General features: G+C 43.4%; 17 protein-coding genes and 3 tRNA genes. 11 read left to right on the top strand and 9 right to left on the bottom strand.

What is annotated here, in order from left to right; genetic code table 11:
• Positions 1 to 75 precede the first annotated feature (75 nt).
• The 4 genes from CVP04_RS03120 (at position 76) to CVP04_RS03105 (ending at position 2378) form a co-directional block, all read left to right on the top strand.
• Positions 76 to 166 (top strand) — tRNA-Ser (locus CVP04_RS03120).
• A 10-nt stretch (positions 167 to 176) separates the two neighbouring features.
• A tRNA-Arg gene (locus tag CVP04_RS03115) sits at positions 177 to 253 on the top strand.
• A 62-nt stretch (positions 254 to 315) separates the two neighbouring features.
• Positions 316 to 392, top strand: a tRNA-Arg gene (locus tag CVP04_RS03110).
• Between the two features lie 270 nt (positions 393 to 662).
• Complete coding sequence (locus tag CVP04_RS03105) at positions 663 to 2378, top strand: SWIM zinc finger family protein (protein WP_100296063.1); 1716 nt, start codon at positions 663 to 665, stop codon at positions 2376 to 2378.
• Positions 2379 to 3045: 667 nt separating this feature from the next.
• On the opposite strand, the gene CVP04_RS12305 is transcribed toward CVP04_RS03105, so the two are convergent.
• From CVP04_RS12305 to CVP04_RS03080, 4 genes are all read right to left on the bottom strand, one after another.
• Complete coding sequence (locus tag CVP04_RS12305) at positions 3046 to 4599, bottom strand: lysogenic conversion protein (RefSeq protein ID WP_207761607.1); 1554 nt, start codon at positions 4597 to 4599, stop codon at positions 3046 to 3048.
• A 52-nt stretch (positions 4600 to 4651) separates the two neighbouring features.
• A complete protein-coding gene (metH, locus tag CVP04_RS03090; protein ID WP_100296062.1) occupies positions 4652 to 8335 on the bottom strand; it encodes a methionine synthase in 3684 nt (1227 codons plus the stop codon).
• A 124-nt stretch (positions 8336 to 8459) separates the two neighbouring features.
• Complete coding sequence (locus tag CVP04_RS03085) at positions 8460 to 9332, bottom strand: DMT family transporter (protein ID WP_100296061.1); 873 nt, start codon at positions 9330 to 9332, stop codon at positions 8460 to 8462.
• 112 nt (positions 9333 to 9444) lie between these two features.
• Complete coding sequence (locus CVP04_RS03080; protein WP_100296060.1) at positions 9445 to 9819, bottom strand: hypothetical protein; 375 nt, start codon at positions 9817 to 9819, stop codon at positions 9445 to 9447.
• 207 nt (positions 9820 to 10026) lie between these two features.
• Here CVP04_RS03080 and CVP04_RS03075 point away from each other — a divergent pair, with 207 nt between their 5' ends.
• From CVP04_RS03075 to purT, 5 genes are all read left to right on the top strand, one after another.
• Entirely contained in the window at positions 10027 to 10626 is a 600-nt protein-coding gene (locus CVP04_RS03075; RefSeq protein WP_100296059.1) for a beta-phosphoglucomutase family hydrolase, read from the top strand.
• Positions 10627 to 10628: 2 nt separating this feature from the next.
• The gene (locus CVP04_RS03070; protein ID WP_100296058.1) at positions 10629 to 11234 is read left to right on the top strand and encodes a sugar O-acetyltransferase; all 606 of its coding nucleotides are present in this window, start codon (positions 10629 to 10631) and stop codon (positions 11232 to 11234) included.
• Positions 11235 to 11690 carry a YqaA family protein gene (locus tag CVP04_RS03065; protein WP_100296057.1) on the top strand — a complete coding sequence of 152 codons (456 nt, stop codon included), beginning with the start codon at positions 11235 to 11237 and terminating at the stop codon, positions 11688 to 11690. It begins immediately after the preceding gene.
• 360 nt (positions 11691 to 12050) lie between these two features.
• Positions 12051 to 12557 (top strand): S-ribosylhomocysteine lyase, encoded by a 507-nt coding sequence (gene luxS / locus CVP04_RS03060; protein ID WP_100296056.1) that lies wholly within the window; start codon positions 12051 to 12053, stop codon positions 12555 to 12557.
• Positions 12558 to 12573: 16 nt separating this feature from the next.
• Complete coding sequence (purT, locus tag CVP04_RS03055; RefSeq protein WP_100296055.1) at positions 12574 to 13755, top strand: formate-dependent phosphoribosylglycinamide formyltransferase; 1182 nt, start codon at positions 12574 to 12576, stop codon at positions 13753 to 13755.
• A 128-nt stretch (positions 13756 to 13883) separates the two neighbouring features.
• Here purT and ilvA read toward each other — a convergent pair whose 3' ends face one another.
• From ilvA to ilvG, 4 genes are all read right to left on the bottom strand, one after another.
• Positions 13884 to 15419 carry a threonine ammonia-lyase, biosynthetic gene (gene ilvA, locus CVP04_RS03050; RefSeq protein ID WP_100296054.1) on the bottom strand — a complete coding sequence of 512 codons (1536 nt, stop codon included), beginning with the start codon at positions 15417 to 15419 and terminating at the stop codon, positions 13884 to 13886.
• A gap of 56 nt (positions 15420 to 15475) precedes the next feature.
• Positions 15476 to 17311, bottom strand: coding sequence for a dihydroxy-acid dehydratase (ilvD, locus tag CVP04_RS03045; protein ID WP_100296053.1), 1836 nt, complete (start codon positions 17309 to 17311; stop codon positions 15476 to 15478).
• Positions 17312 to 17396: 85 nt separating this feature from the next.
• Positions 17397 to 17618 (bottom strand): acetolactate synthase 2 small subunit, encoded by a 222-nt coding sequence (gene ilvM, locus CVP04_RS03040; RefSeq protein ID WP_100296052.1) that lies wholly within the window; start codon positions 17616 to 17618, stop codon positions 17397 to 17399.
• A 13-nt stretch (positions 17619 to 17631) separates the two neighbouring features.
• Positions 17632 to 19278 carry an acetolactate synthase 2 catalytic subunit gene (ilvG, locus tag CVP04_RS03035; protein WP_100296051.1) on the bottom strand — a complete coding sequence of 549 codons (1647 nt, stop codon included), beginning with the start codon at positions 19276 to 19278 and terminating at the stop codon, positions 17632 to 17634.
• 369 nt (positions 19279 to 19647) lie between these two features.
• Here ilvG and CVP04_RS03030 point away from each other — a divergent pair, with 369 nt between their 5' ends.
• Both CVP04_RS03030 and crcB read left to right on the top strand, forming a co-directional pair.
• On the top strand, positions 19648 to 20466 hold the full coding sequence (locus CVP04_RS03030; RefSeq protein WP_100296050.1) for a Cof-type HAD-IIB family hydrolase: 819 nt from the start codon (positions 19648 to 19650) through the stop codon (positions 20464 to 20466).
• The gene (gene crcB / locus CVP04_RS03025; RefSeq protein WP_100296131.1) at positions 20466 to 20849 is read left to right on the top strand and encodes a fluoride efflux transporter CrcB; all 384 of its coding nucleotides are present in this window, start codon (positions 20466 to 20468) and stop codon (positions 20847 to 20849) included. Before CVP04_RS03030 ends, crcB begins: the two co-directional genes overlap by 1 nt.
• On the opposite strand, the gene CVP04_RS03020 is transcribed toward crcB, so the two are convergent.
• Positions 20842 to 21786, bottom strand: coding sequence for an alpha/beta fold hydrolase (locus tag CVP04_RS03020; RefSeq protein WP_100296049.1), 945 nt, complete (start codon positions 21784 to 21786; stop codon positions 20842 to 20844). The two genes, crcB and CVP04_RS03020, sit on opposite strands and share 8 nt — an antisense overlap.
• Positions 21787 to 21815 lie beyond the last annotated feature (29 nt).

Here is a 21815-nt window from a genome sequence, read left to right as displayed (position 1 = left end):
ATGATCGCTTTTTTACAAAAAATGCATTGACTTATTAGAAGGCAATCCGTATTATACCGCCCACAAACCGATTGTGGTGAGATGGCCGAGTAGGCTGAAGGCGCACCCCTGCTAAGGGTGTATATGGGAAACTGTATCGAGGGTTCGAATCCCTCTCTCACCGCCATTTACTCAGGGCACCCGTAGCTCAGCTGGATAGAGTACTCGGCTACGAACCGAGCGGTCAGAGGTTCGAATCCTCTCGGGTGCGCCATTTTATTGAACTCTACAATAAAATTAAAATGAATAAATGACAGGTTAATATCAAACAAACACGCACCCGTAGCTCAGCTGGATAGAGTACTCGGCTACGAACCGAGCGGTCAGAGGTTCGAATCCTCTCGGGTGCGCCATTTCTTACTATCGTTCTTCTTTACCTATCTCAAAACGTTTTTATTACAGATAACTCAAGCATCTTTGTATTTTGTATTTTGTATTTTGTGTTTTATTTTTAGTTTATAACAAAAAACAATTCATATAATTTTTTATGGATATAACCATAAAAAATAAATTAGAAAAAATTTTTGATAGGCAAAAATAATATTACAGCTGAAACAAAAATTTGAGATTTTTATCCTGCCACTTGTGCTAATATTTAATATGAATTTATTGGGAGAAACCTTATGCAACAGCCAAATTCTAAGTTATTGCTTCAATCCGTTACACCCGTTATTGCCGAGCGTGGTTGGGATTTATTTATTAAAGGTAAAGTACAAGACATTTATCAAGAAGGGGAATTTTATTGTACGACAATAAAGGGGACGGAATATTACCCTGTACGGTTGTCATTAAATTCTCGTGGAGCAATTTTAGAAAGTCATTGCGGATGCCCTTGTAATTTCACCTGCAAACACGTTGCTGCCTTATGGTTTGCGTTACAATTTTCGCCAGAAGAAAGACCATCAAAATCTAAATCCAAACCCCAAAAACAAGCGGAAAATCAACCGCACTTACGTCAATTATTAGCCGAACATTCAGCCGAAACCCTATGCGGTTTAATTGAATCAGTGGTGGATCGATTTCCGCAAACAGAAGAGTTTTTTACTGCAAAGCTTTCTCCTAAACAAACGAGTGAAGAGCTAAAATCTTATTATAGTAAGCAAGCAAGATCTCTACTCAGTCGACGTTTTTACGATTTCGGTGAAACAATTGATCTTGCTATGGATGTTGGAGAAATTATTGAAGAAGCCATTGAAAGCGGTGGGGAAGACTTTGCTGTAGCTATCCCGATCTTTTTACCGAAACTGTTCAAAACCTATGAATGTTGCGATGATTCTTCGGGTGAATTTGGTGGCGTGATTGATTATATGATCACAGGAATTAGAGATTACTTTGATCAAAATAAATTTAGCTTAACGCAAAAGAAAACTATCATAAAATTTATTCACAAAGAAATCACTTCAAATAATATTTATTTTGAATTTGATTTTGGTGAAACTTTATATATGGTTTGTGCTAAATTTTATGAACATACCGCACAGTTTGAAAAATTGTCTGAACTTATTGATATTCTTCTCAACCAAGTTGGAGAATATCAATATCCATTCTTTGCCAAAGCAAAACATCAGTTTTTATTGAAGCAAAATAAAACTGAAGAGGCTGAAATCTTTTTTAATCAAAACTTGCATTTATCTGAGTTTCGAAAAATTGCCGTGAATAACGCATTAGTCGAAAAAGATTTTACCAAAGCTGAAACACTATTACTGGAAGCTTATCGACAAACAAAAGGTGGCTTTAAAACAGGCTGGGCAGAAGATTTAATTAAGTTATATCAAATAACAAAGGATAAAATAAAATTACGCCATTTATTAGAGGAGTTATTAAAAGCAGAACAATGGCAATTAAATCTAACTCACTTTAAGTTATGGAAAAATACCTTTGACGAACAGGACTGGATAAGCGAGCGTAATGCACTTATTCAATATTATAAAGAAAATGATGAACCGAAAAAATCCTTAGGCTTTAGCTATAATCAACGTTTATTAGCTAAATTATATGGTGAGGAGAAATTAACCAAAGAATTATATTCATTACTTGTTCATCACGCGAATATTTCTAATTTAAATGAGTTTGCTCATTATCTTGATCCTAAAGATGATGAAAGAATTGTAAAACGCTATATTAAATTATTAGATCCTAAAAATTATTTTAATCTATCGGATAGAAAAGCTTATCAAGGTTATACGAGGGATTTATTAGAAATAGCGAAACGTTATCCAACTTATATTGAACTATTTAAACAATTTGTGGAGCAATTAATTATTCAATTTAGTAGTAAACCAAGAAAACCCGCATTTGTTGAAGAGCTGGAAAAATTACGGAGTGCATTGGTGTTTTAACCAATAAGATCTTGCAATTTTTTTGCAAGATCTTACCGTTTGCGTTAATCCCTAGCACTCCGTGCTAGGTTACATATAATGTTGTCGCCCTGCGACAAATACGGATAGAACATAAGCTTAAGCAAGCAACTCTTTATCGGTAACGAAGTTCACTGTTAAGCAATTATTACTAGGTTATAAACCAAAAAATTAATAAAAAATTAAAGTTTTTATGTGTATAACCATAAATAAATTTTATTTTGCATCAGTAAACTTGGTGATAAATAAGTGGATTTTATCGCCCAAAGCAAGATGAAAAGTTCTATATTCAAGTCGCCTATAAACTAGAAAGTGAACAAACCGTTCAACAAGAATTTTCTCCACTCTTAGCCATTGCCGATAATTACCCGAAATATGTCGTTACAATGGACGAACTGTGGCGAGGAAATATTGAAGGGGTGAGACATTTGCATTTGGTGGAGTTTTTGATGAGTGGAAATGATATGGCAGCTGGGGCAAAAATTTGAGGTTTTTGCGTTGGGTTAGAATGAAATAGAACGAAACGATGGCGCGCGTGTCCTCACGCGTGCCGAAATTTAAGGATAGACAAGCGGTAAGATCTTGCAAATTTTTTGCAGAATCTTACCGCTTGTGTTTGTTATCATACATAAAAACTATTAGTTTAGATTTAATTATCTGGTTCTTTATATTCAATCGTGTATTCATACCCTTCCATTGGTTCTAATAATAACTCTATTTCCATTCCTTCAATAATTGAATCTGGATTAACTGAGATTCTAGGTAATACAGAGTTAAGTTCTATTAATTTCGGTGGTAGCTTTATATCTTGTCTAAATAAAGATAAGACATCGCCTTCATCTTGCCAAAATTTTACACTTGTTGTTTTAAACGATGATTTGAAAATAGAAATGTTTTTTTCATTAACGATAAATGTTGTTTTAGGATATTCTTGAGGAATACTACTATCAATTAATTTACCTTTTAAAATGGTATTGATTTCGGCTATTTCCTGATGTTCTTCTGCAGAAAAACTAACTTGAGTTGTAAATAGAACACTTTTATTTAGTTTTTTACAAATAGATCTACAATAATTTGTATATTGAAGAAAAGTATATATACTATAAAAATATTCATTTTTATTTATTTTAACTTGAATGTTATTTAAAAAAGAATTTCCGTTTAATTCTAAATCAAAACAAATAGAATCACCTTTCTCAGTTTTACTAAATAGTCTCCAAAGTTTTTCAAAAAAAGGTAGTTTTAGAATATTTATATTTTCCCACTGGATTAAAGATGCTGTCATAGTCATTTTAGCACTTTTATTTCTAAAAAACTGAAATTCTAATTTTAATGTATCAGCAAATCCCTTTCCTTTAAAAGAAAAAGATTTTGTTCCAAAAGAAATACTTCCATGAATATCATTAAAAACTTCTATGAATTCAGTCTGCTTTTCAATAGTTTTTAACCTAATAACAGCATCCATTTTAGGTTTGCTAAATTTAATTTTAGATGAAGTATTCGTAATAAAGCTTATTAGCTCTGAACCAGAAAAAGATATTTCTTCAGAACTAACAATGAAATCTTTACCATGCTCAATAAATTCTTTATGATTTTTTATTACTTTGGGTAATGATATTGTATCTAAGAATGAAACTTGAAGACTCACATTCTCTTTAGGAGATAATTCATAACAAATTCCTTCTTTATCAAATTTTGGAAAAACAGAAAATCTGCTATCTTTGCTTTCTAAAAATTGTTTTTCGACATAAATTGCATTATGAACCAAGTTATATCTAGGTTCTACTGGAGCTCTAGTTAGTGCAGATAAAATACTATCTGTAACCGCTTGATTAACATCAGCTTGGCTAAATACGGGTTGATCTAATTCTTCATGAGCTTTTTTCTCTGCGTTAATTTTCCATTCATGCAAAACTTCAGCAGAGTAAGACTTATAGTCTACATCTATTTTTCTAGCGCAGCTCTTACAAAGCCAAATTCCATTTTCTATAGAACGTCGCTCTTCATGAGACATCTTAGGATTATATCGAGGTCCACCTGGTGATGCCGCACAAATATGTGCCGCATCGCCAAGAATAATAGCTTTATTTTTATCATGGGCAGGACCTGTGGTTGCCTTTCTACAATTAGGGTTAGAACATTTGTCCCCAACCCTTGTTCGCAAAGTTATAATATCTTTCCTACTAAAATTATCTCTAGCCATAATCACCTTTTTATAATTCAAAGAGTTATTTTCTTATAAAATTAGTAATATCCTACCCCATCGCCACTCCCAACCACTTAACAATCTCTCTCTCACTCCAGCCCTTACGTTTCGCATAGTCCACTGCCTGATCTTCGTCAATGCGCCCTAACGTAAAGTAGTTACTCGCAGGGTGGGTGAAGTACCAGCCGCAGACGCTTGCGGCTGGCCACATGGCGTAACTTTCGGTGAGTTTCATTCCGATGCGTTGTTCTACTTCGAGCAAGTCCCAAATCAGTTGTTTTTCCGTGTGTTCCGGGCAGCTTGGGTAGCCGGGGGCGGGGCGGATGCCTACGTATTCTTCACGGATTAAGCGGTCGTTGTCTAAAGTTTCGTTGCTGTAACCCCACACTTTTGTACGCAGTTCAAAGTGTAAATATTCCGCCATCGCTTCGGCTAAACGGTCGCCGACAGCTTGGAGTAGAATGGCGTTGTAGTCGTCGCCTGCGGCTTTGTAGCCTTCCACTAAGTCGTGTTCTTCAATGCCGGCACACACGGCGAACATTCCGAACCAGTCTTGTTTGCCGCTCTCTTTGCTTGCGATAAAGTCGCTTAAGGCTAGGTTGTACGGGCTTTTGCTGTTCTTGCCGCGTTCGGCTTGTTGGCGGAGGTTGAATGCCTTGCCGATAACCGAAGTGCGGTCGGAATTTTGATAAATTTCGATGTCATCGCCTACGCTGTTTGCCGGGAAAATCCCCATAATGCCGCTTGGGTTGAGTTTGTGGTTCTGCTCAAATTCGTCTAACACCCGTTGCGCATCGTTATACACTCGGCGTGCTTCTTCGCCGCCTTCTGGGTAGTCAAAGGCATCAGGGTAGCCGCCCATTAAGCCCCAAAGTCTGAAGAACGGCGACCAGTCGATAAATTGGCGTAAGGTTGAAATCGGCACATTTTTATATTCCACAATGCCTGTTTGTTTCGGCACAGGTACTTGGTAATCCGCCCATTCACCGCTGAATGCGTCAAAACGGTTGGCTCGTGCTTCTTCAATCGGCAGCTGTTTGCGTGGGGCTTTTTTATTGGCGAAAGCGTGCTGAATTTGTTCGTACTCTTTCTTCATTCGCTCCCACAATTCGGCCTTGCTTTCAGGGTTCATCAACGCCGCACACACGGTTACCGCACGGGAAGCGTTGGTGGTGTAGATCACTTCGTGCTTATATTTCGGGTAAAGTTTGATCGCGGTATGCTCTTTGGAGGTGGTCGCCCCGCCGATAATCACAGGAATATTTAAGTTTAAGCGGTTCATTTCGCCTAAGAAGTATTCCATCTCGTCAAGAGACGGCGTAATCAAGCCACTTAAGCCGATGATGTCCGCTTTTTCATCAATCGCCGTTTGAATGATTTTATCCGCCGGCACCATTACGCCGAGGTCGATCACTTCAAAGTTATTACATTGCAACACCACGCTCACGATGTTTTTGCCGATGTCGTGCACGTCGCCTTTCACGGTGGCAATCACCACTTTCCCTGCGCTTGAGCCTTTCTGTTTGGTGGCGTTGATAAACGGCTCTAAATAGGCAACGGATTGCTTCATCACACGTGCGGATTTCACCACTTGCGGTAAGAACATTTTGCCGTCACCGAACAAGTCGCCGACCACGTCCATTCCCGCCATTAACGGCCCTTCGATCACTTCCAATGGCGAGCTGAATTGCTGGCGGGCTTCTTCGGTATCTTCAATAATAAAGTTGGTGATCCCTTTCACCAAAGCGTGTTTTAAACGCTCTTCCACAGGCCAAGCCCGCCATTCGGCAACGCTGTTATCCTCGGTGGAAGCGGTCACATTTCGGTATTTTTCTGCAAGTTCGATCAAACGCTCGGTGGCATCAGGGTGGCGGTTTAGCACCGCATCTTCAATCACATCTCGCATTTCCGGATCGAGATCGTCATAAATCGCCAGCTGCCCAGCGTTCACGATCCCCATATCCATACCTTGTTTGATGGCGTGATACAGGAACACGGCGTGAATGGCTTCACGCATTACGTTGTTGCCACGGAAAGAGAAGGACACATTCGACACACCGCCCGAAATTTTGGCGTGTGGCAGGGTTTGTTTGATACGACCGGTGGCGTTGATAAAGTCCACGCCGTAATTGTTGTGCTCTTCAATGCCCGTGCCAATGGCGAAAATATTCGGGTCGAAGATAATATCTTCCGGCGGGAAGCCCACTTGATCCACCAAAATGCGATAAGCACGGGTACAGATTTCCACCTTGCGTTCTTCGGTGTCCGCTTGTCCCACTTCGTCAAACGCCATCACCACAACCGCTGCACCATATCGGCGAACCAATTTGGCTTGATGAATAAACTTTTCTTCCCCTTCTTTTAAAGAAATGGAGTTTACAATCCCTTTGCCTTGAATGGATTGCAGACCCGCTTCAATCACTTCCCATTTACTTGAGTCGATCATCACCGGCACTTTCGCCGCATCGGGTTCGGTTGCCATAATGTTAAGGAAACGCACCATACATTTTTCCGAGTCGAGCAAGGCTTCGTCCATATTGACATCAATCACCTGCGCACCGTTTTCCACTTGCTCAATGGCGATTTCAATGGCTTCGGCAAAGCGTTCTTCTTTAATCAGCTTTTTGAATTTTGCCGAACCGGTCACGTTATTACGCTCGCCCACGTTCACAAATAGGCTGTTTTCATCAATGGTAAGCGGCTCAAGCCCCGACAAACGCATTGCGGTTTTGATTTCAGGTAATTGGCGTGGTTTGATACCTTCAACCGCATCGGCAAAGGCTTTGATATGCTCAGGCGTTGTCCCGCAACAACCGCCGATAATGTTCACAAAACCGCTTTCCGCCCACTCTTTCATATGGGTTGCCATCTCTTCCGCGCCCAAATCGTAATCGCCAAAAGCATTCGGCAAGCCGGCATTCGGGTGAACAGAAACGTAACATTCACAAATTTTTGACATCACTTCCACATATTGACGCAACTCTTTCGGGCCTAATGCACAGTTTAAGCCAAAGGTGAGCGGTTTAACGTGGCGGAGTGAGTTATAGAAGGCTTCCGTCGTTTGCCCTGAAAGGGTACGACCTGAGGCATCGGTAATAGTGCCTGAAATCATAATCGGCAATTCCACGCCCAATTCTTCAAAGGTTTGTTCAATGGCAAAAGCCGCCGCTTTGGCGTTGAGCGTGTCGAAAATGGTTTCGATCATAATCAGATCCGAACCGCCTTCGATTAAGCCTTTGGTCGCTTCCGCATAGGCTTCAACCAACTGCATAAAGGTAATATTACGGAAACCCGGATCATTTACATTCGGGGAAATAGAAGCCGTGCGGTTTGTTGGCCCTAAAATACCTGCTACAAAACGCGGTTTTTCCGGCGTGCTGTATTTATCGGCGGCAAGGCGAGCCAATTTCGCACCTGCAAAATTTAGCTCGTAAGCCACCGCTTGCAAGTCATAATCCGCTTGGGCAATGGTGGTGGAGCTGAACGTATTGGTCTCAATAATATCCGCACCCGCTTCTAAATATTTTTCGTGAATAGCGGAGATTAAAAGCGGCTGAGTAAGGGTGAGTAAATCGTTGTTGCCACGCAGGTCAATTTTGCTGTCTTTAAATCGTTCGCCACGGAAATCCGCTTCGGTGAGTTTATATTTTTGGATCATCGTCCCCATTGCACCGTCTAAAATCAGAATACGTTGGGCAAGGGCGTTTTTGAGAGTTGAGCTTGGGTTTTTCACGGTAAATCTTCCATTGGTTTAGACAATATATTAAACAGGATAATAGGGAGAGGCGATCTGGCTGTCAAATATTATTGGCTATTTGGCGGAATTCGGTTCCGCCAAAAGTGCGGTAGAAATTTTATTATTTTTTCAAAGTGCCTAAATAGATCGCTACTAATGTGCAAAATGCACCGCACCATTGAATTAAGCCGATAGGTTTGTGCAAAAAAACAGTGTCGATAATCAATGCGGCAATGGGTTCGGAAAGCAACAATAAACCGGTTAACGAAAGGGATAACATCGGAATGGCATAAGCAATTAACCCCCACGCGAAACATTGCATTACCGCACCGTAAATTAAAATAAGCTCGATTTCCGTTCCGTTTTTCGGAAAAAAGCGAGCGGAATCAAAAATCATTGAAGGTAAGAAAAGCGCCGCCATTCCGCTTAAGCTTAAAATCAACATTAACGGATAAATCGCCGTGCGTTCAACTTCGTGGGTTTTGCGCACATATACCATCGACAGCGCTAAACACGCACCGGAGACAATACCGGAAATAAATCCCCATAAGGCATTGCCGTTGTGCGAAAATTCCGGACTGCCGATCATCGCCACACCGGTAACGGCTAAAAATAAACTAAAAATTTGTAATTTGGTTTGACGTTCTTTAAACCAAAAGAACCCGATGGCGGAAAGCCAAAAAACTTGTAAGCTGTTTAATAACGTTGAAATACCCGGCCCGACGGCATAAATACTTTCGTGCCATAACGCCAGATCAAAGGCGAGAAAAAAGCCCGAAATCGCGGCATATCGACGGGCGAGTTTAGCTCGCGGAAAAAGTTGACCGGAAAAATAAGTCAATATCCAAAAAATAACCGCCGCCACTGCCAAACGCCAAAAAGCGATGGCATAAGCGCCGACGGACAAAAAGGCGACAATCACACTGCCCAAACCGAATAAAATACAACCGACTACCAAACCTATCCCGGCGGATTTTTCATTTAATTTAATCATTTTGCGACCACCTATACCCGGAGGCAGATATTAGCATAATTTTTGAATCGCTTAAATTTAACCGGAAAAAATTCCTAAAAAACGACCGCACTTTAAGGAAATTGCCTCTTTTCTATGTTTCTAATATTTGCGGCTGCGCTAAGGAGAGTGAATAAATATTTGCGATAAAATGGGTTTGTTCGCTTTCTGGGATTGGGAAAGGAATTTGTCGTAATAATTCTTGGTGGCGTTGTAAAACTTTCGGAAAAGTCACCGCACTTTCCATTTCGGCATAAATATCTTGATGTAATGCCTCCGCTTCATAACCGCGTTTAATGCGTGCCAGCGCCATTGCCAAATGAATAAACAACATTCCGGCTTGTGCCGTTTCGACATTAGCGCGCCATTCTTGTTGTAAATAATCGCGAATAGTTAACACCAATTCGTTGACTTCTTGATCGATCAATCGACGCTGTTCTAAAAAAATAAGGCGTTGCGGTAAATTCATTATCTGATTTGAGTAATTTATCGTGCTATTACTTTAGCCTAATCTTTTTTCAACTGACAGTGCAGCGATCACAAATTACAAAATTTATTGTGAGAAATTCATTTTTTGCATAATAAACTTCCCCGAACGACGAATTTATGAGCTTGATTGCGGGCTTTATGGTATCCTTGCGAACATTTCTACAAGATAATTTTTCAGGATGTAATGATGTTAAATAACGAAATATTCGAAGGCTATGACGGGCTGATTTTCGATATGGACGGCACGGTAATTGACACAATGCCGAGCCACAAGCAAGCTTGGGACAGAGTGGGCAACGAAATGGGCTATCCGCTGGACGGCAATATTATGTATCAACTGGGCGGTGCGCCGGTGCGAACCATTGCGCAAGCGATGATGGAACAAGCAAGAATGCCGTTAGATTTTATCGACGAAGTGATTAGCTTAAAACGCCGATACGGCATCGAGTTAATTATGCAACACGCCACTTTATTGCCGGCGGCAAATGTAGTGAAACATTATACGGGACGCAAACCGCTAGCGCTCGGAACCGGTTCTCATCGTCGAATCACCGAAATGTTATTGGATAAATTCGAGTTGCAAAACCATTTTAATGCGGTGGTTACGGCGGAAGATGTCAGTCGCCACAAACCGGAACCGGATACGTTTTTACGCTGTGCCGAGCTGTTAAAAGTGAACCCGCAAAGTTGCGTGGTTTTTGAAGATGCGGATTTGGGCGTGCAAGCGGGTCTTGCGGCGGGAATGGATGTGTTCGACGTCCGAACTAATCAATTTATTAAGGGATAATGATGTTATCGGAAAAAGAAAAAATGGAACACGGCTTGTCGCACCAAGCTTATGATCCGGAACTCTCTGCAATGCGTTTAAAAATCAAAGAGTTACTCTATGAATATAATATTTTGACGCGTCCTTCCGACAAAGCGACAAAAGCGCGCTTACTGCGGGAAATTTTAGGCAAAGCGGGCAACGATCCGCATATTAACGCACCTTTTTATTGTGATTACGGTGTATATATTGAAGTGGGCGAACGCTTTTTCGCCAATTATAACTGCACGATTTTAGACAGCGGCGGTGTAAAAATCGGTGATGATGTGTTGTTCGGTCCAAATGTGAGCTTATATACGGTTAATCATCCGCTGGATGTCGAACTGCGGAATACCGGCGTGGAATACGGTAAGCCTATCCTTATCGGCAATAATGTATGGATCGGCGGAAGTTCGGTGATTCTCGGCGGCGTGACGATCGGCGATAACGTTGTGATTGCCGCCGGCGCGGTGGTGACGAAAAATATTCCGGCAAATTCGCTTGTCGTCGGCAATCCGGCGCGAGTTCTACGCGAAATTACGGCAAAAGATCGGGAAGATTATCTGAATAATCTCGTCGCAAAAGACTAAATGAGCATTTCTTCTTGGGATTTTTGGCTTGAACATTCAATGTGGCTAATGTTCGGCAGCGCATTTCTCAGTTCAACGGTTCTGCCGGGCAATTCGGAGATTATTTTCGTCGCGCTCGGTAAAACACTTTCTTTAACGCACGGGCTTTATTCATCGGAAATATGCGGTTTACTGTTGGTCGCCACGCTTGGGAATACCTTAGGCAGCGTGACGACCTATTGGATTGGACGTTGTTTTCCGAACTATCACCGCCGCATAAAAACCGCGCGCGCAAAATGGGCAGCAGAAAAAACTCAACGATACGGCGCGCTGATTTTACTCTTCGGTTGGCTTCCTATCATCGGCGACGTTTTTTGCGCCGTAGCAGGCTGGTTAAGACTAAACGCTTGGCACGCCGCTTTTTATATCGCCTTAGGTAAATTAGTGCGGTATGTTTTTTTGTTATTTTTAACCTAAGATGTGTTATTCTAAAACAACGCATTGCTCTGCCGTTGGCGCATTGAGAATAAAAAAAAGCCACTCGTTTCGGAGTGGCAAAATAACCTAAGGAACCAATTTTATTAACAACTGCAAGTTGCCGTTTATTGAGGCTTGAGTATAACACAGAATTTTTAAAAACTTTACATAAATTTACATATTTTTATAAAAATTTATTTTGCCCGAAAAAAAGCCACCCAAATAGGGTGGCGAAATAACCTAAGGAACCAATTTTATATGAAACAACTGCAAGTTGTTATAGCCTAAGACTAACAACTTCTAAAAAAGTTCATAAAAAGTTTAAATTTTTTTACGAAAATTTACAATAAAGGAAAAATTATGCCATTACTTGATAGTTTTAAAGTGGATCACACTCGAATGAAAGCACCTGCCGTTCGCGTTGCAAAAACAATGCGAACTCCAAAAGGTGACGATATTACCGTATTCGACTTGCGTTTTTGTATTCCGAACAAAGAAATTCTACCGCCTAAAGGTATTCATACCTTAGAACATCTATTCGCCGGATTTATGCGCGATCATTTAAATAGCGAAAATGTCGAAATTATCGATATCTCACCGATGGGTTGCCGCACCGGCTTTTATATGTCCTTAATCGGCACACCGAGCGAACAAAATGTCGCGGATGCTTGGCTACTTGCAATGCAAGATATTTTGACGGTGCAAGATCAAAAGGCAATCCCCGAATTAAACGAATATCAATGCGGCACATATACCGAACATTCCTTAGCGGAAGCGCACAACATCGCCCGTCATATATTAGAACGCGGCGTCGGCATCAACAAAAACGCCGATTTGTTATTAGATGAAAATTTATTAACCCCATAACAGAAGGATTACAGTAATGGCGACATTAGGTACGGCATTAACGCCGAAAGCGACAAAAGTAATGTTACTCGGCTCCGGTGAATTAGGTAAAGAAGTAGTTATTGAATTACAACGCTTAGGCGTGGAAGTTATCGCGGTGGATCGTTATGCCGATGCCCCCGCGCAACAAGTGGCACACCGCGCTTACACCATTTCAATGTTAGACGGCGAAGCGCTAAAAACATTGGTTGAAAAAGAAAAACCGGATTATATCGTGCCGGAAGTGGAAGCGATCGCCACTCACACGTTGGTGGAACTAGAGCAAGCGGGATTTAATGTCGTCCCAACGGCAAAAGCCACACAGTTAACGATGAACCGAGAAGGCATTCGTCGTTTGGCAGCGGAAGAATTAGGCTTACCAACCTCGCCTTATCAATTCGTCGATAACTTTGCCGATTTCAAAAGTGCGGTGGAAAAAATCGGTGTTCCTTGCGTCGTTAAACCGATAATGTCCTCCTCCGGACACGGACAAAGCGTACTAAAATCCCTCGATAATTTACAACAAGCTTGGGATTACGCCCAACAAGGCGGACGCGCCGGCGCCGGTCGCATTATCGTAGAAGGATTCGTCAAATTCGATTACGAAATCACCTTATTGACGGTTCGTCATATTGGCGGAACTTCATTCTTAGCCCCGATCGGACACCGACAAGAAAACGGCGACTACCGCGAATCTTGGCAGCCGCAGGCAATGTCATCCGCTGCGTTAGAAAAAGCCCAACATATCGCCGAAAAAATAACTACTGCATTAGGTGGACGAGGTATTTTCGGCGTAGAAATGTTCGTTTGCGGCGACGAAGTAATTTTTAACGAAGTCTCCCCTCGCCCGCACGACACCGGAATGGTTACACTGATTTCTCAAGAATTGTCCGAATTTGCCTTACACGCACGCGCAATCTTAGGTTTACCGATCCCGCAAATCAATTTAATTCGCCCGTCTGCCTCTAAAGCCATCGTCGTAGAAGGCAAATCTACCCAAGTACAATTTGCCAACCTCGCCGAAGTCCTCGCCGAACCGAATACCGACATCCGTTTATTCGGCAAAGGCGAAGTCGATGGCCACCGCCGAATGGGGGTTATTCTCACCGGAGACGACAGCGTTGAAAAAGCACTCGCCAAAGCCGAGCGCGCTTATCAAAAACTTGAGGTTTTGCTTTAAATACAAAAAACCACCGCACATTTTCCCTAAAAGTGCGGTGGTTTTATCATTAATTTCTTAACGTCCAACGGCATCTAATTCCGCTGTTTTTCCTTTCACAATGCGGTAAAAACTCACCGCACTTTCGTTCAACCTAAGAAATATTTATATGCTGGGCTGTCGGTGACGTCTTGGTAGGTGTAGGCAAGTTCTTCCAAGTGGCCGTTGAAGCGGATTTCGTCGTCTTCATTTAGTTGGAAACCTGCCAATACGTTGCCGTAATCGGCGCCGTGAGCGCGGTAGTGGAATAGGGAAATATTCCAGTGTGTGCCGAGCATTTCTAAAAATTTCAGCAAGGCGCCTTTGTGTTCCGGAAATTCAAAGCTGTATAACCGCTCTTTTTGGCGAGATGATGAGCGGCCGCCGATCATATATCGGATATGGGTTTTGGCAATATCATCGTCGGATAAATCCATTACGACATAGCCGTTTTGTTGTAACTGGTTGATAATTTCCGCTTTTTCTGCCTCGCCTGTAATGCGGACGCCAACAAAAATGCAGGCGCTATTTTGATCCGCATAACGATAATTAAATTCCGTAACCGCGCGGTCGCCTAATAAATGACAGAAACGTAAGAAACTGCCTTTTTCTTCCGGAATGGTGACGGCTAAAATCGCTTCGTGTTTTTCACCGATTTCGCAGCGTTCGGAAACATAGCGCAATGTATGGAAGTTTAAATTTGCGCCGGATAACACGTTAACTAGAGTTTCGCCTTGGATATTGTGTTCTTTCGCATATTTTTTCAATCCCGCCAAGGATAATGCGCCGGAAGGTTCCGATACGGCGCGCACGTTTTCAAACATATCCTTCATTGCGGCGCAAATTTCATCACCGTTCACCAACACGACGTCATCCACATACTGTTGGCACACGCGGAAGGTTTCGTCGCCGATTCGTTTCACTGCAACGCCGTCGGCAAATAATCCGACGCGTTCCAAATCCACCGGATGACCGGCTTTTAGCGCGGCATATAAACACGCCGAATCCTTGCTTTCTACGCCGATGACTTTAATTTCCGGCATTAATTGTTTAATTAATACTGCGATGCCGGCAACCAATCCGCCGCCGCCGACCGGAACGAAAATGCGATCGATATGGGTATTTTGTTGCAGCAATTCCATTGCTAACGATCCCTGCCCTGCAATAACCGCCGGATGATCGAAAGGCGGAATGAAAGTCATATTTTTGCTTTGCGACAATTCGATTGCTTTCGCTTTGGCTTCATCAAAATTCGCACCGTGCAACAACACTTCACCGCCAAATCCACGCACAGCATCCACTTTAATGCTCGGTGTATTTTGCGGCATTACGATCAATGCTTTTAAACCTAAGTTTTTTGCAGATAGCGCCACGCCTTGTGCGTGGTTGCCTGCCGATGCTGCGATCACGCCGGCGGCTTTTTGTTCTTCGGTTAAACCCGAAATCATCGCATAAGCGCCGCGTAATTTAAAACTATGCACCGGTTGGCGATCTTCTCGTTTGACAAAAATTTGATTGCCTAACCGTTCCGATAATTTTTCCATTGGCTGCAACGGCGTGACTTGCGCCAATTCATAAACTTTCGAGCTTAAAATTGCTCGAAGATATTCAGCTCCCGTCGGCTGATGTGTGAGAATGTTTACCATTTTTTTACCGCTTATAATGAAAAGTGCGGTAGTTTTTGACCGCACTTTTTTGTTCGTTAAATTTTACTTTTATCGCGCACGGCGCCTTTGTCGGCGGAGGTGGCGAAATGGCCGTACACTTTTAATGCGAAAGAAACTTCGCGTTGGCGATTTGCCGGTTTCCAGCCTTTTTCATCTTGTTCTGCGCGACGTTGTGCTAATTCGGTTTCGCTGACAAGTAATTCGATTTTACGATTCGGAATATCAATTTCGATGGTATCGCCGTCTTTCACTAAACCGATTGTGCCGCCAGCTGCCGCTTCCGGTGAGCAGTGACCGATGGATAATCCCGATGTGCCGCCGGAGAAACGTCCATCCGTCAATAAGGCGCAGGCTTTGCCTAATCCCATTGATTTTAGATAACTGGTCGGATACAACATTTCTTGCATTCCCGGTCCGCCTTTCGGGCCTTCGTAACGAATTACGACGATATGTCCCGCTTGAACTTTACCGCCTAAGATCCCTGCGACCGCGTCCTCTTGGCTTTCGAACACAATGGCTTTACCGCTGAATTTCAAGATCGATTCGTCCACGCCCGCCGTTTTGACGATACAACCGTCCGGCGCGATATTGCCCGATAACATTGCTAATCCACCGTCTTGACTGTAAGCGAAGGCTTTGCTGCGAATACAACCGTTTTCACGGTCGTCATCCACGGAATCCCAACGGCAATCTTGCGAAAAAGCTTCCGTAGTGCGAATGCCTGCAGGGCCTGCGCGGAAGAATTTATGCACGGCTTCGTCTTTGGTTAACACAATGTCATATTTGGCAATTTGTTCCGCCAAACTTAAACCTAACACGGTGCGGGTTTGGTTGTTCAGTAAATTCGCGCGATCCAATTCGCCGAGGATTGCCATAATACCGCCGGCGCGATGAACATCTTCCATATGATATTTTGCCGTATTCGGCGCGACTTTGCTCAAACAAGGCACTTGACGAGAAAGACGGTCGATGTCCGCCATTGTGAAATCCACGCCAGCTTCTTGCGCTGCCGCCAATAAATGCAAGACGGTGTTGGTTGAACCGCCCATCGCAATATCCAAGCTCATCGCATTTTCAAATGCGGCTTTCGTGGCAATGGAACGCGGTAAAGCGGATTCATCGTCTTGTTCGTAATATTTTTTGCATAATTCGACGATTTGCTTGCCCGCGTCGAGGAATAATTGTTTGCGATCCGCGTGCGTCGCCAAACAAGAACCGTTACCCGGTAAGCTTAAGCCTAAGGCTTCTGTCAAGCAGTTCATTGAGTTTGCGGTGAACATTCCGGAGCAGGATCCGCAGGTCGGGCAAGCGGAGCGTTCAATGGCGTCCACATCGGAATCGGACACATTTTTGTCCGCACTTTGCACCATTGCATCCACCAAGTCCAGTTTGATCAACTGATCGGAAAGCTTGGTTTTACCCGCTTCCATAGGCCCGCCGGAGACGAATACGGTCGGAATATTTAAGCGCAAAGACGCCATTAACATTCCCGGTGTGATTTTGTCACAGTTGGAAATGCATACCATTGCGTCGGCGCAGTGGGCATTGACCATATATTCAACGCTGTCGGCAATCAAATCGCGCGAAGGCAAGGAATAAAGCATTCCGCCGTGACCCATTGCAATTCCGTCGTCCACCGCGATGGTATTGAATTCTTTCGCCACGCCGCCCGCGGCTTCAATTTGTTCCGCGACTAATTTGCCGATATTGCGCAGGTGAACGTGTCCCGGTACAAATTGGGTAAAGGAATTCACCACAGCGATAATCGGTTTGCCGAAGTCGTTTTCTTTCATTCCGGTGGCGCGCCACAAGGCACGCGCGCCCGCCATATTGCGACCTTGCGTGCTGGTCGCCGAACGTAATTTAGGCATAATCTCTCCAAGTTAAATTTAAATCGTTTTTCTACTAAAAAATCCACCGCACTTTTAAATAAAGTGCGGTCTTAAATATCAATTTTTATCCTTGTATTTCAAAGACATCGGGTAATTTCGCTAATTGATTGCGCAAAAGATCAATCTCGCGCTCGCTTTGCAAGCGAAGCTGTAAATAAATCCGTTGATCTTGCGTTTCCGTTTGCAATTTAATCACTTCAAACCCGCGGTGACGCATTACACGCAATAAACGCTCTAAGGTTTCGGGCCGTTTATTCGCGATGATTGATAAGTCGAACTGTTGCATATTATCCTCCTATTTATTCTTCAAGCATATCTTTATTACAAGCATTCGGTGGCACTAGCGGCCAAACGTTTTCTTCCGCCGGAATGCAAATATGCAATAAATAGGCGCCTTTGCTCGCAAACAAGCGCGATAATGCGGCATCCACTTCTTCACCGCGTTCAATGCGTTCGCCTTGAATACCGAAGGCGGAGGCTAAGGTGACGAAATCGGGATTATCATCCAGAATCGTATTACTGTGACGCGCTTGGAAGAATAAGGTTTGCCATTGGCGCACCATTCCCAGCCGTTGATTATCCAGCAACAGGATTTTGATCGGCGTTTTCGCCCGTTTAATCGTGCCAAGTTCTTGCACGTTCATCATTAATGAGCCGTCGCCGGTAATCAAAATCACTTCATCCGCCGGACGCGCTTTTTGCGCGCCGATCGCAGCCGGCAAGCCGAATCCCATTGTGCCGAAACCGGCGGAGGTAATGTAATTTTCCGGTGCGTAATGCTGCATATGCTGCGCCGACCACATTTGATGTTGTCCCACATCCGTCACCACCACCGCATTTTGCGCTTTTTGGGCGGAAATCGTATTCAACAACCACCAAGGATTAATCGGTTGAGCCCCTTGATTTTGCGCATAACGAAAATCGAAATCTTGTTTTAAGCGCGAGACTTCCGCCTGCCAAGGCTGAATATTCAACTCAAAGGTTAACGCGCGGAAGGCGTCGGCTAAATCGCCGCACAAGGAGACGTCCGGACGACGTAATTTACCCAATTCGGCAGGATCGATATCGCAATGAATCACTTTCGCTTTAGGTGCGAAGGTGTCTAGTTTTCCGGTGACGCGATCATCAAAACGTGCGCCGAACACCAATAATAAATCCGCTTCCTGAGTGGCTAAATTTGCCGCTTTGGTGCCGTGCATTCCGATCATTCCCATATAATACGACGTTTGCGGCAAAATCGCGCCCAGCCCTTTTAGGGTGGAAACACTCGGAATTTGCGTCACCGCAAGAAATTCGCGTAACGCCGGTACGGCATTCGCCATTCCGACTCCGCCGCCCACATACACAATCGGACGTTCGGCGGCGGCTAATAAATCGCGCGCGCGACGTAATTCTTCCTGACAAAGTGCGGTCGGTTTTTGCATCGGAATCACATAAGGCGGTAAATCCGTTTCGGCAAATTGAATATCTTTCGGAATGTCGATGAGTACCGGTCCCGGACGACCGCTTTGAGCAATATGAAAGGCTTTGGCAAAAATTTCCGGTAATTCGTTAATATGTTGCACGATAAAACTGTGCTTGGTGCAAGCTAAGGATAAGCCCAATACATCGGCTTCCTGAAAGGCGTCGGTTCCCATAAGCGGCGACGCCACTTGACCGGTAATGGCAACAACCGGCACCGAATCCATTAGCGCGTCGCCCAAACCGGTAATCAAATTGGTTGCGCCCGGACCGGATGTCGCGATACACACACCGGTTTTTCCGCTCGATCTGGCGTAACCTATCGCCGCCATTGCCGCACCTTGTTCGTTTCGGCACAATAAATGATCGAGTCCCGAATCATAAATAGCATCATAAACCGGCATAATCGCACCGCCGGGATAACCGAATACCGTGGTAACATTATGCGCTTTTAAACATTCCGTAACTAATCTCGCACCGTTCATTTTCACCCGCACTTATCTTTTCATTTTCTTAATTAATAAAAAACCCCTCGAACGATTACGAGGGGTCATCTAACCTAAAGTTCATTTCACATTCAGAATTAGCAACCTCTCCCTCGCAATGAGAATAATCACCGCGAGGTAAATAATAATGCCAATAATTGAATGATGAACTGTCATTACACTATCCGTTACAAACTTATCAGTGTGAATTTATTTGTTTCTATTGATACCATATTTTGAATATAAATCAAACTATTTTTTGCTTTCTAGCAAACGATTACGTCATCAATCGCCGAATCGTGAAAAAGTGCGGTCTTTTTTAACCTGAATTTGTTATCATAGAACAAGTTTTCACAATGAGGTTTTATTATGCAACAACTTCCTTTCCGCGCCGTCGTGTCCGATATGGACGGCACGCTACTCAACGGCAATCACGTTATCGGCGATTTCACCATTAAAACGTTAGAAAAATTAGTACAAAAAAACGTCGATATTATTTTAGCCACCGGCCGCAATCACACCGATGTTTCCTCCATTTTAAGCAAAGTGAACACCGAACACGCGGTGATGATTACGTCAAACGGCGCGCGCGTACACGATTTGCAAGGCAATTTATTGTTAAGCAACAGCCTGCCCGAAGCCATTGCGGTCGAAATTATGCATATGCCTTTCGATACCAAAAACGTGTGTTTAAACAGCTATCAAGATGACGGTTGGTTTATTAATACCGAAGTACCGAGTTTGCGAAAATATCATCAGGATTCCGGTTTTATGTATGAAGTGGTGGATTTCAAACATCATCACGGACGCGGCACGGAAAAAGTGTTTTTCATCGGTCGCACGGCGCGAGATCTCGCGCCTTTGGAACAACAACTTAGATCCCGTTTCGGCAATACCGTCAATATCACCTATTCCACTCCGGTTTGTTTGGAAGTGATGAATAAAAACGTGTCAAAAGCGACCGCACTTGCGCAAGTGATCGCGCAACGCGATTACGGTTTGAATAATTGCATCGCTTTCGGCGACGGAATGAATGATGTGGAAATGCTCAGCGAAGTCGGCAAAGGTTGCGTAATGGGCAATGCGGATCCACGATTAAAACAAGCTTGCCCGCAACTGGAACAAATCGGCTCGCATCAACACGAAGCCGTGGCATCATATTTGCGCGCGATTTTCGGAGCCTATTAATCGTGCTTTGGCAATCACTCGCCTTAATCAGTCTCGGCGCGGCACTCGGCGCAAGCGCGCGTTGGGCATTGGGTTTATTACTGAACCCGTTGTTCGCCTTTCTGTCTTTCGGCACGCTGATTGCCAATTACTTAGGTTGTTTTTTGATCGGCGTGCTTATCGCCGTATTTTGGCAATATCCGCACATTCCGTCGGAATGGCGGATTTTCTGGATAACCGGCTTTCTCGGTAGCCTCACCACTTTTTCCTCCTTTTCGGCGGAAGTCGTAGAAGCTTTATTAAACGGCAAATGGCTTGCCGGAATCGGCATTATTTCATTGCATTTATTCGGCTGTTTATTATGCACCGCGCTAGGCGTTTTGCTTTGGCGCGCGCTTACTTAGCCATAAACGCCAAAATTTGCTCCAAGGCTTTCATTCGGATCGGATCCCGTTCGAATAAAATTTCGTGCTTGGCATTTTCAACGGTGATTAACTCGCCTTGTTGTAAAAGTGCGGTCAATTTTTCCAACTCGCCGTTGTGAACGATTTTTTCTTTTCCGGCTTGAAAAACCAATGTGGGAATTTCAATGCGCGGCAAAATTTTCTCCAAGCCTTTAATCGCGATTAAGCACAAATGTACCCAACGAAATGTAGGGCCGCCCAAGCTGAGTTCCGGATAATTGCGATTAATGCGATTCATCCATTTCATTCGGGTTTTGCAGAAACTGAGTTCATTAGTATGTAAATTTGCCGGTCGATAGGCGGTTTTACCGAACACATAGCGCCGACCTTGTCCTAATAACACCATTAAATTCAAAATCAATTCATCACGAATCGGATGTTTGGTCGGTAAGCCCCAAAACGGCGAAGAAAACACTGCACTTTTTATCTGATGGTCGCAATTCGCCAAATAATATGCCGAAATCAGCGCGCCGAGAGAATGGGCGACAAGGTGTTGTGCCTGATACTGATATTGCGAGGTGATTTGCGTAATCACTTTGTTCATATCATCCACATAAAAACGAAATTCGTCGATATAACCTTTCTCGTGATCTTTTAATAATCGCTGCGAATAGCCTTGCCCGCGATGATCAAACACCAGCACGTCGTAGCCTTTTTCATAAAAATCGTAGGCGACTTCGCTCCATTTCAAAATGTTTTCCGCGCGCCCGTTGACTAAAATCATTAATTTTCGTACCGCACTTTCCGCCGGATGAATAAAATGCCGATAGGCGATACGGCAATCTTTTTTACCGTTTAAATATTGAATCGGAAACTGAGCGACAAAAGGGACAATTTGCACTAAGGCGAATTGACAGAATCGAGGTTCTCTAATCATAAGAATTTGAATTAAATGATAAAAAGGTG

It is taken from the genome of Caviibacterium pharyngocola, from assembly GCF_002795405.1.
Classification (GTDB): domain Bacteria; phylum Pseudomonadota; class Gammaproteobacteria; order Enterobacterales; family Pasteurellaceae; genus Caviibacterium; species Caviibacterium pharyngocola.
This window is presented reverse-complemented; position numbering and strand designations above follow the sequence as displayed.

Excerpts from the sequence above, each read along its gene's own strand:
- CVP04_RS03020 (WP_100296049.1), bottom strand. The coding sequence starts at position 21,786 with ATGATTAGAGAACCTCGATTCTGTCAATTCGCCTTAGTGCAAATTGTC.
- ilvD (WP_100296053.1), bottom strand. The coding sequence starts at position 17,311 with ATGCCTAAATTACGTTCGGCGACCAGCACGCAAGGTCGCAATATGGCG.
- CVP04_RS03030 (WP_100296050.1), top strand. The coding sequence starts at position 19,648 with ATGCAACAACTTCCTTTCCGCGCCGTCGTGTCCGATATGGACGGCACG.
- CVP04_RS03065 (WP_100296057.1), top strand. The coding sequence starts at position 11,235 with ATGAGCATTTCTTCTTGGGATTTTTGGCTTGAACATTCAATGTGGCTA.
- ilvG (WP_100296051.1), bottom strand. The coding sequence starts at position 19,278 with ATGAACGGTGCGAGATTAGTTACGGAATGTTTAAAAGCGCATAATGTT.
- CVP04_RS03105 (WP_100296063.1), top strand. The coding sequence starts at position 663 with ATGCAACAGCCAAATTCTAAGTTATTGCTTCAATCCGTTACACCCGTT.
- luxS (WP_100296056.1), top strand. The coding sequence starts at position 12,051 with ATGCCATTACTTGATAGTTTTAAAGTGGATCACACTCGAATGAAAGCA.
- CVP04_RS03075 (WP_100296059.1), top strand. The coding sequence starts at position 10,027 with ATGTTAAATAACGAAATATTCGAAGGCTATGACGGGCTGATTTTCGAT.
- ilvM (WP_100296052.1), bottom strand. The coding sequence starts at position 17,618 with ATGCAACAGTTCGACTTATCAATCATCGCGAATAAACGGCCCGAAACC.
- CVP04_RS03070 (WP_100296058.1), top strand. The coding sequence starts at position 10,629 with ATGTTATCGGAAAAAGAAAAAATGGAACACGGCTTGTCGCACCAAGCT.
- ilvA (WP_100296054.1), bottom strand. The coding sequence starts at position 15,419 with ATGGTAAACATTCTCACACATCAGCCGACGGGAGCTGAATATCTTCGA.
- CVP04_RS12305 (WP_207761607.1), bottom strand. The coding sequence starts at position 4,599 with ATGGCTAGAGATAATTTTAGTAGGAAAGATATTATAACTTTGCGAACA.
- CVP04_RS03080 (WP_100296060.1), bottom strand. The coding sequence starts at position 9,819 with ATGAATTTACCGCAACGCCTTATTTTTTTAGAACAGCGTCGATTGATC.
- CVP04_RS03085 (WP_100296061.1), bottom strand. The coding sequence starts at position 9,332 with ATGATTAAATTAAATGAAAAATCCGCCGGGATAGGTTTGGTAGTCGGT.
- purT (WP_100296055.1), top strand. The coding sequence starts at position 12,574 with ATGGCGACATTAGGTACGGCATTAACGCCGAAAGCGACAAAAGTAATG.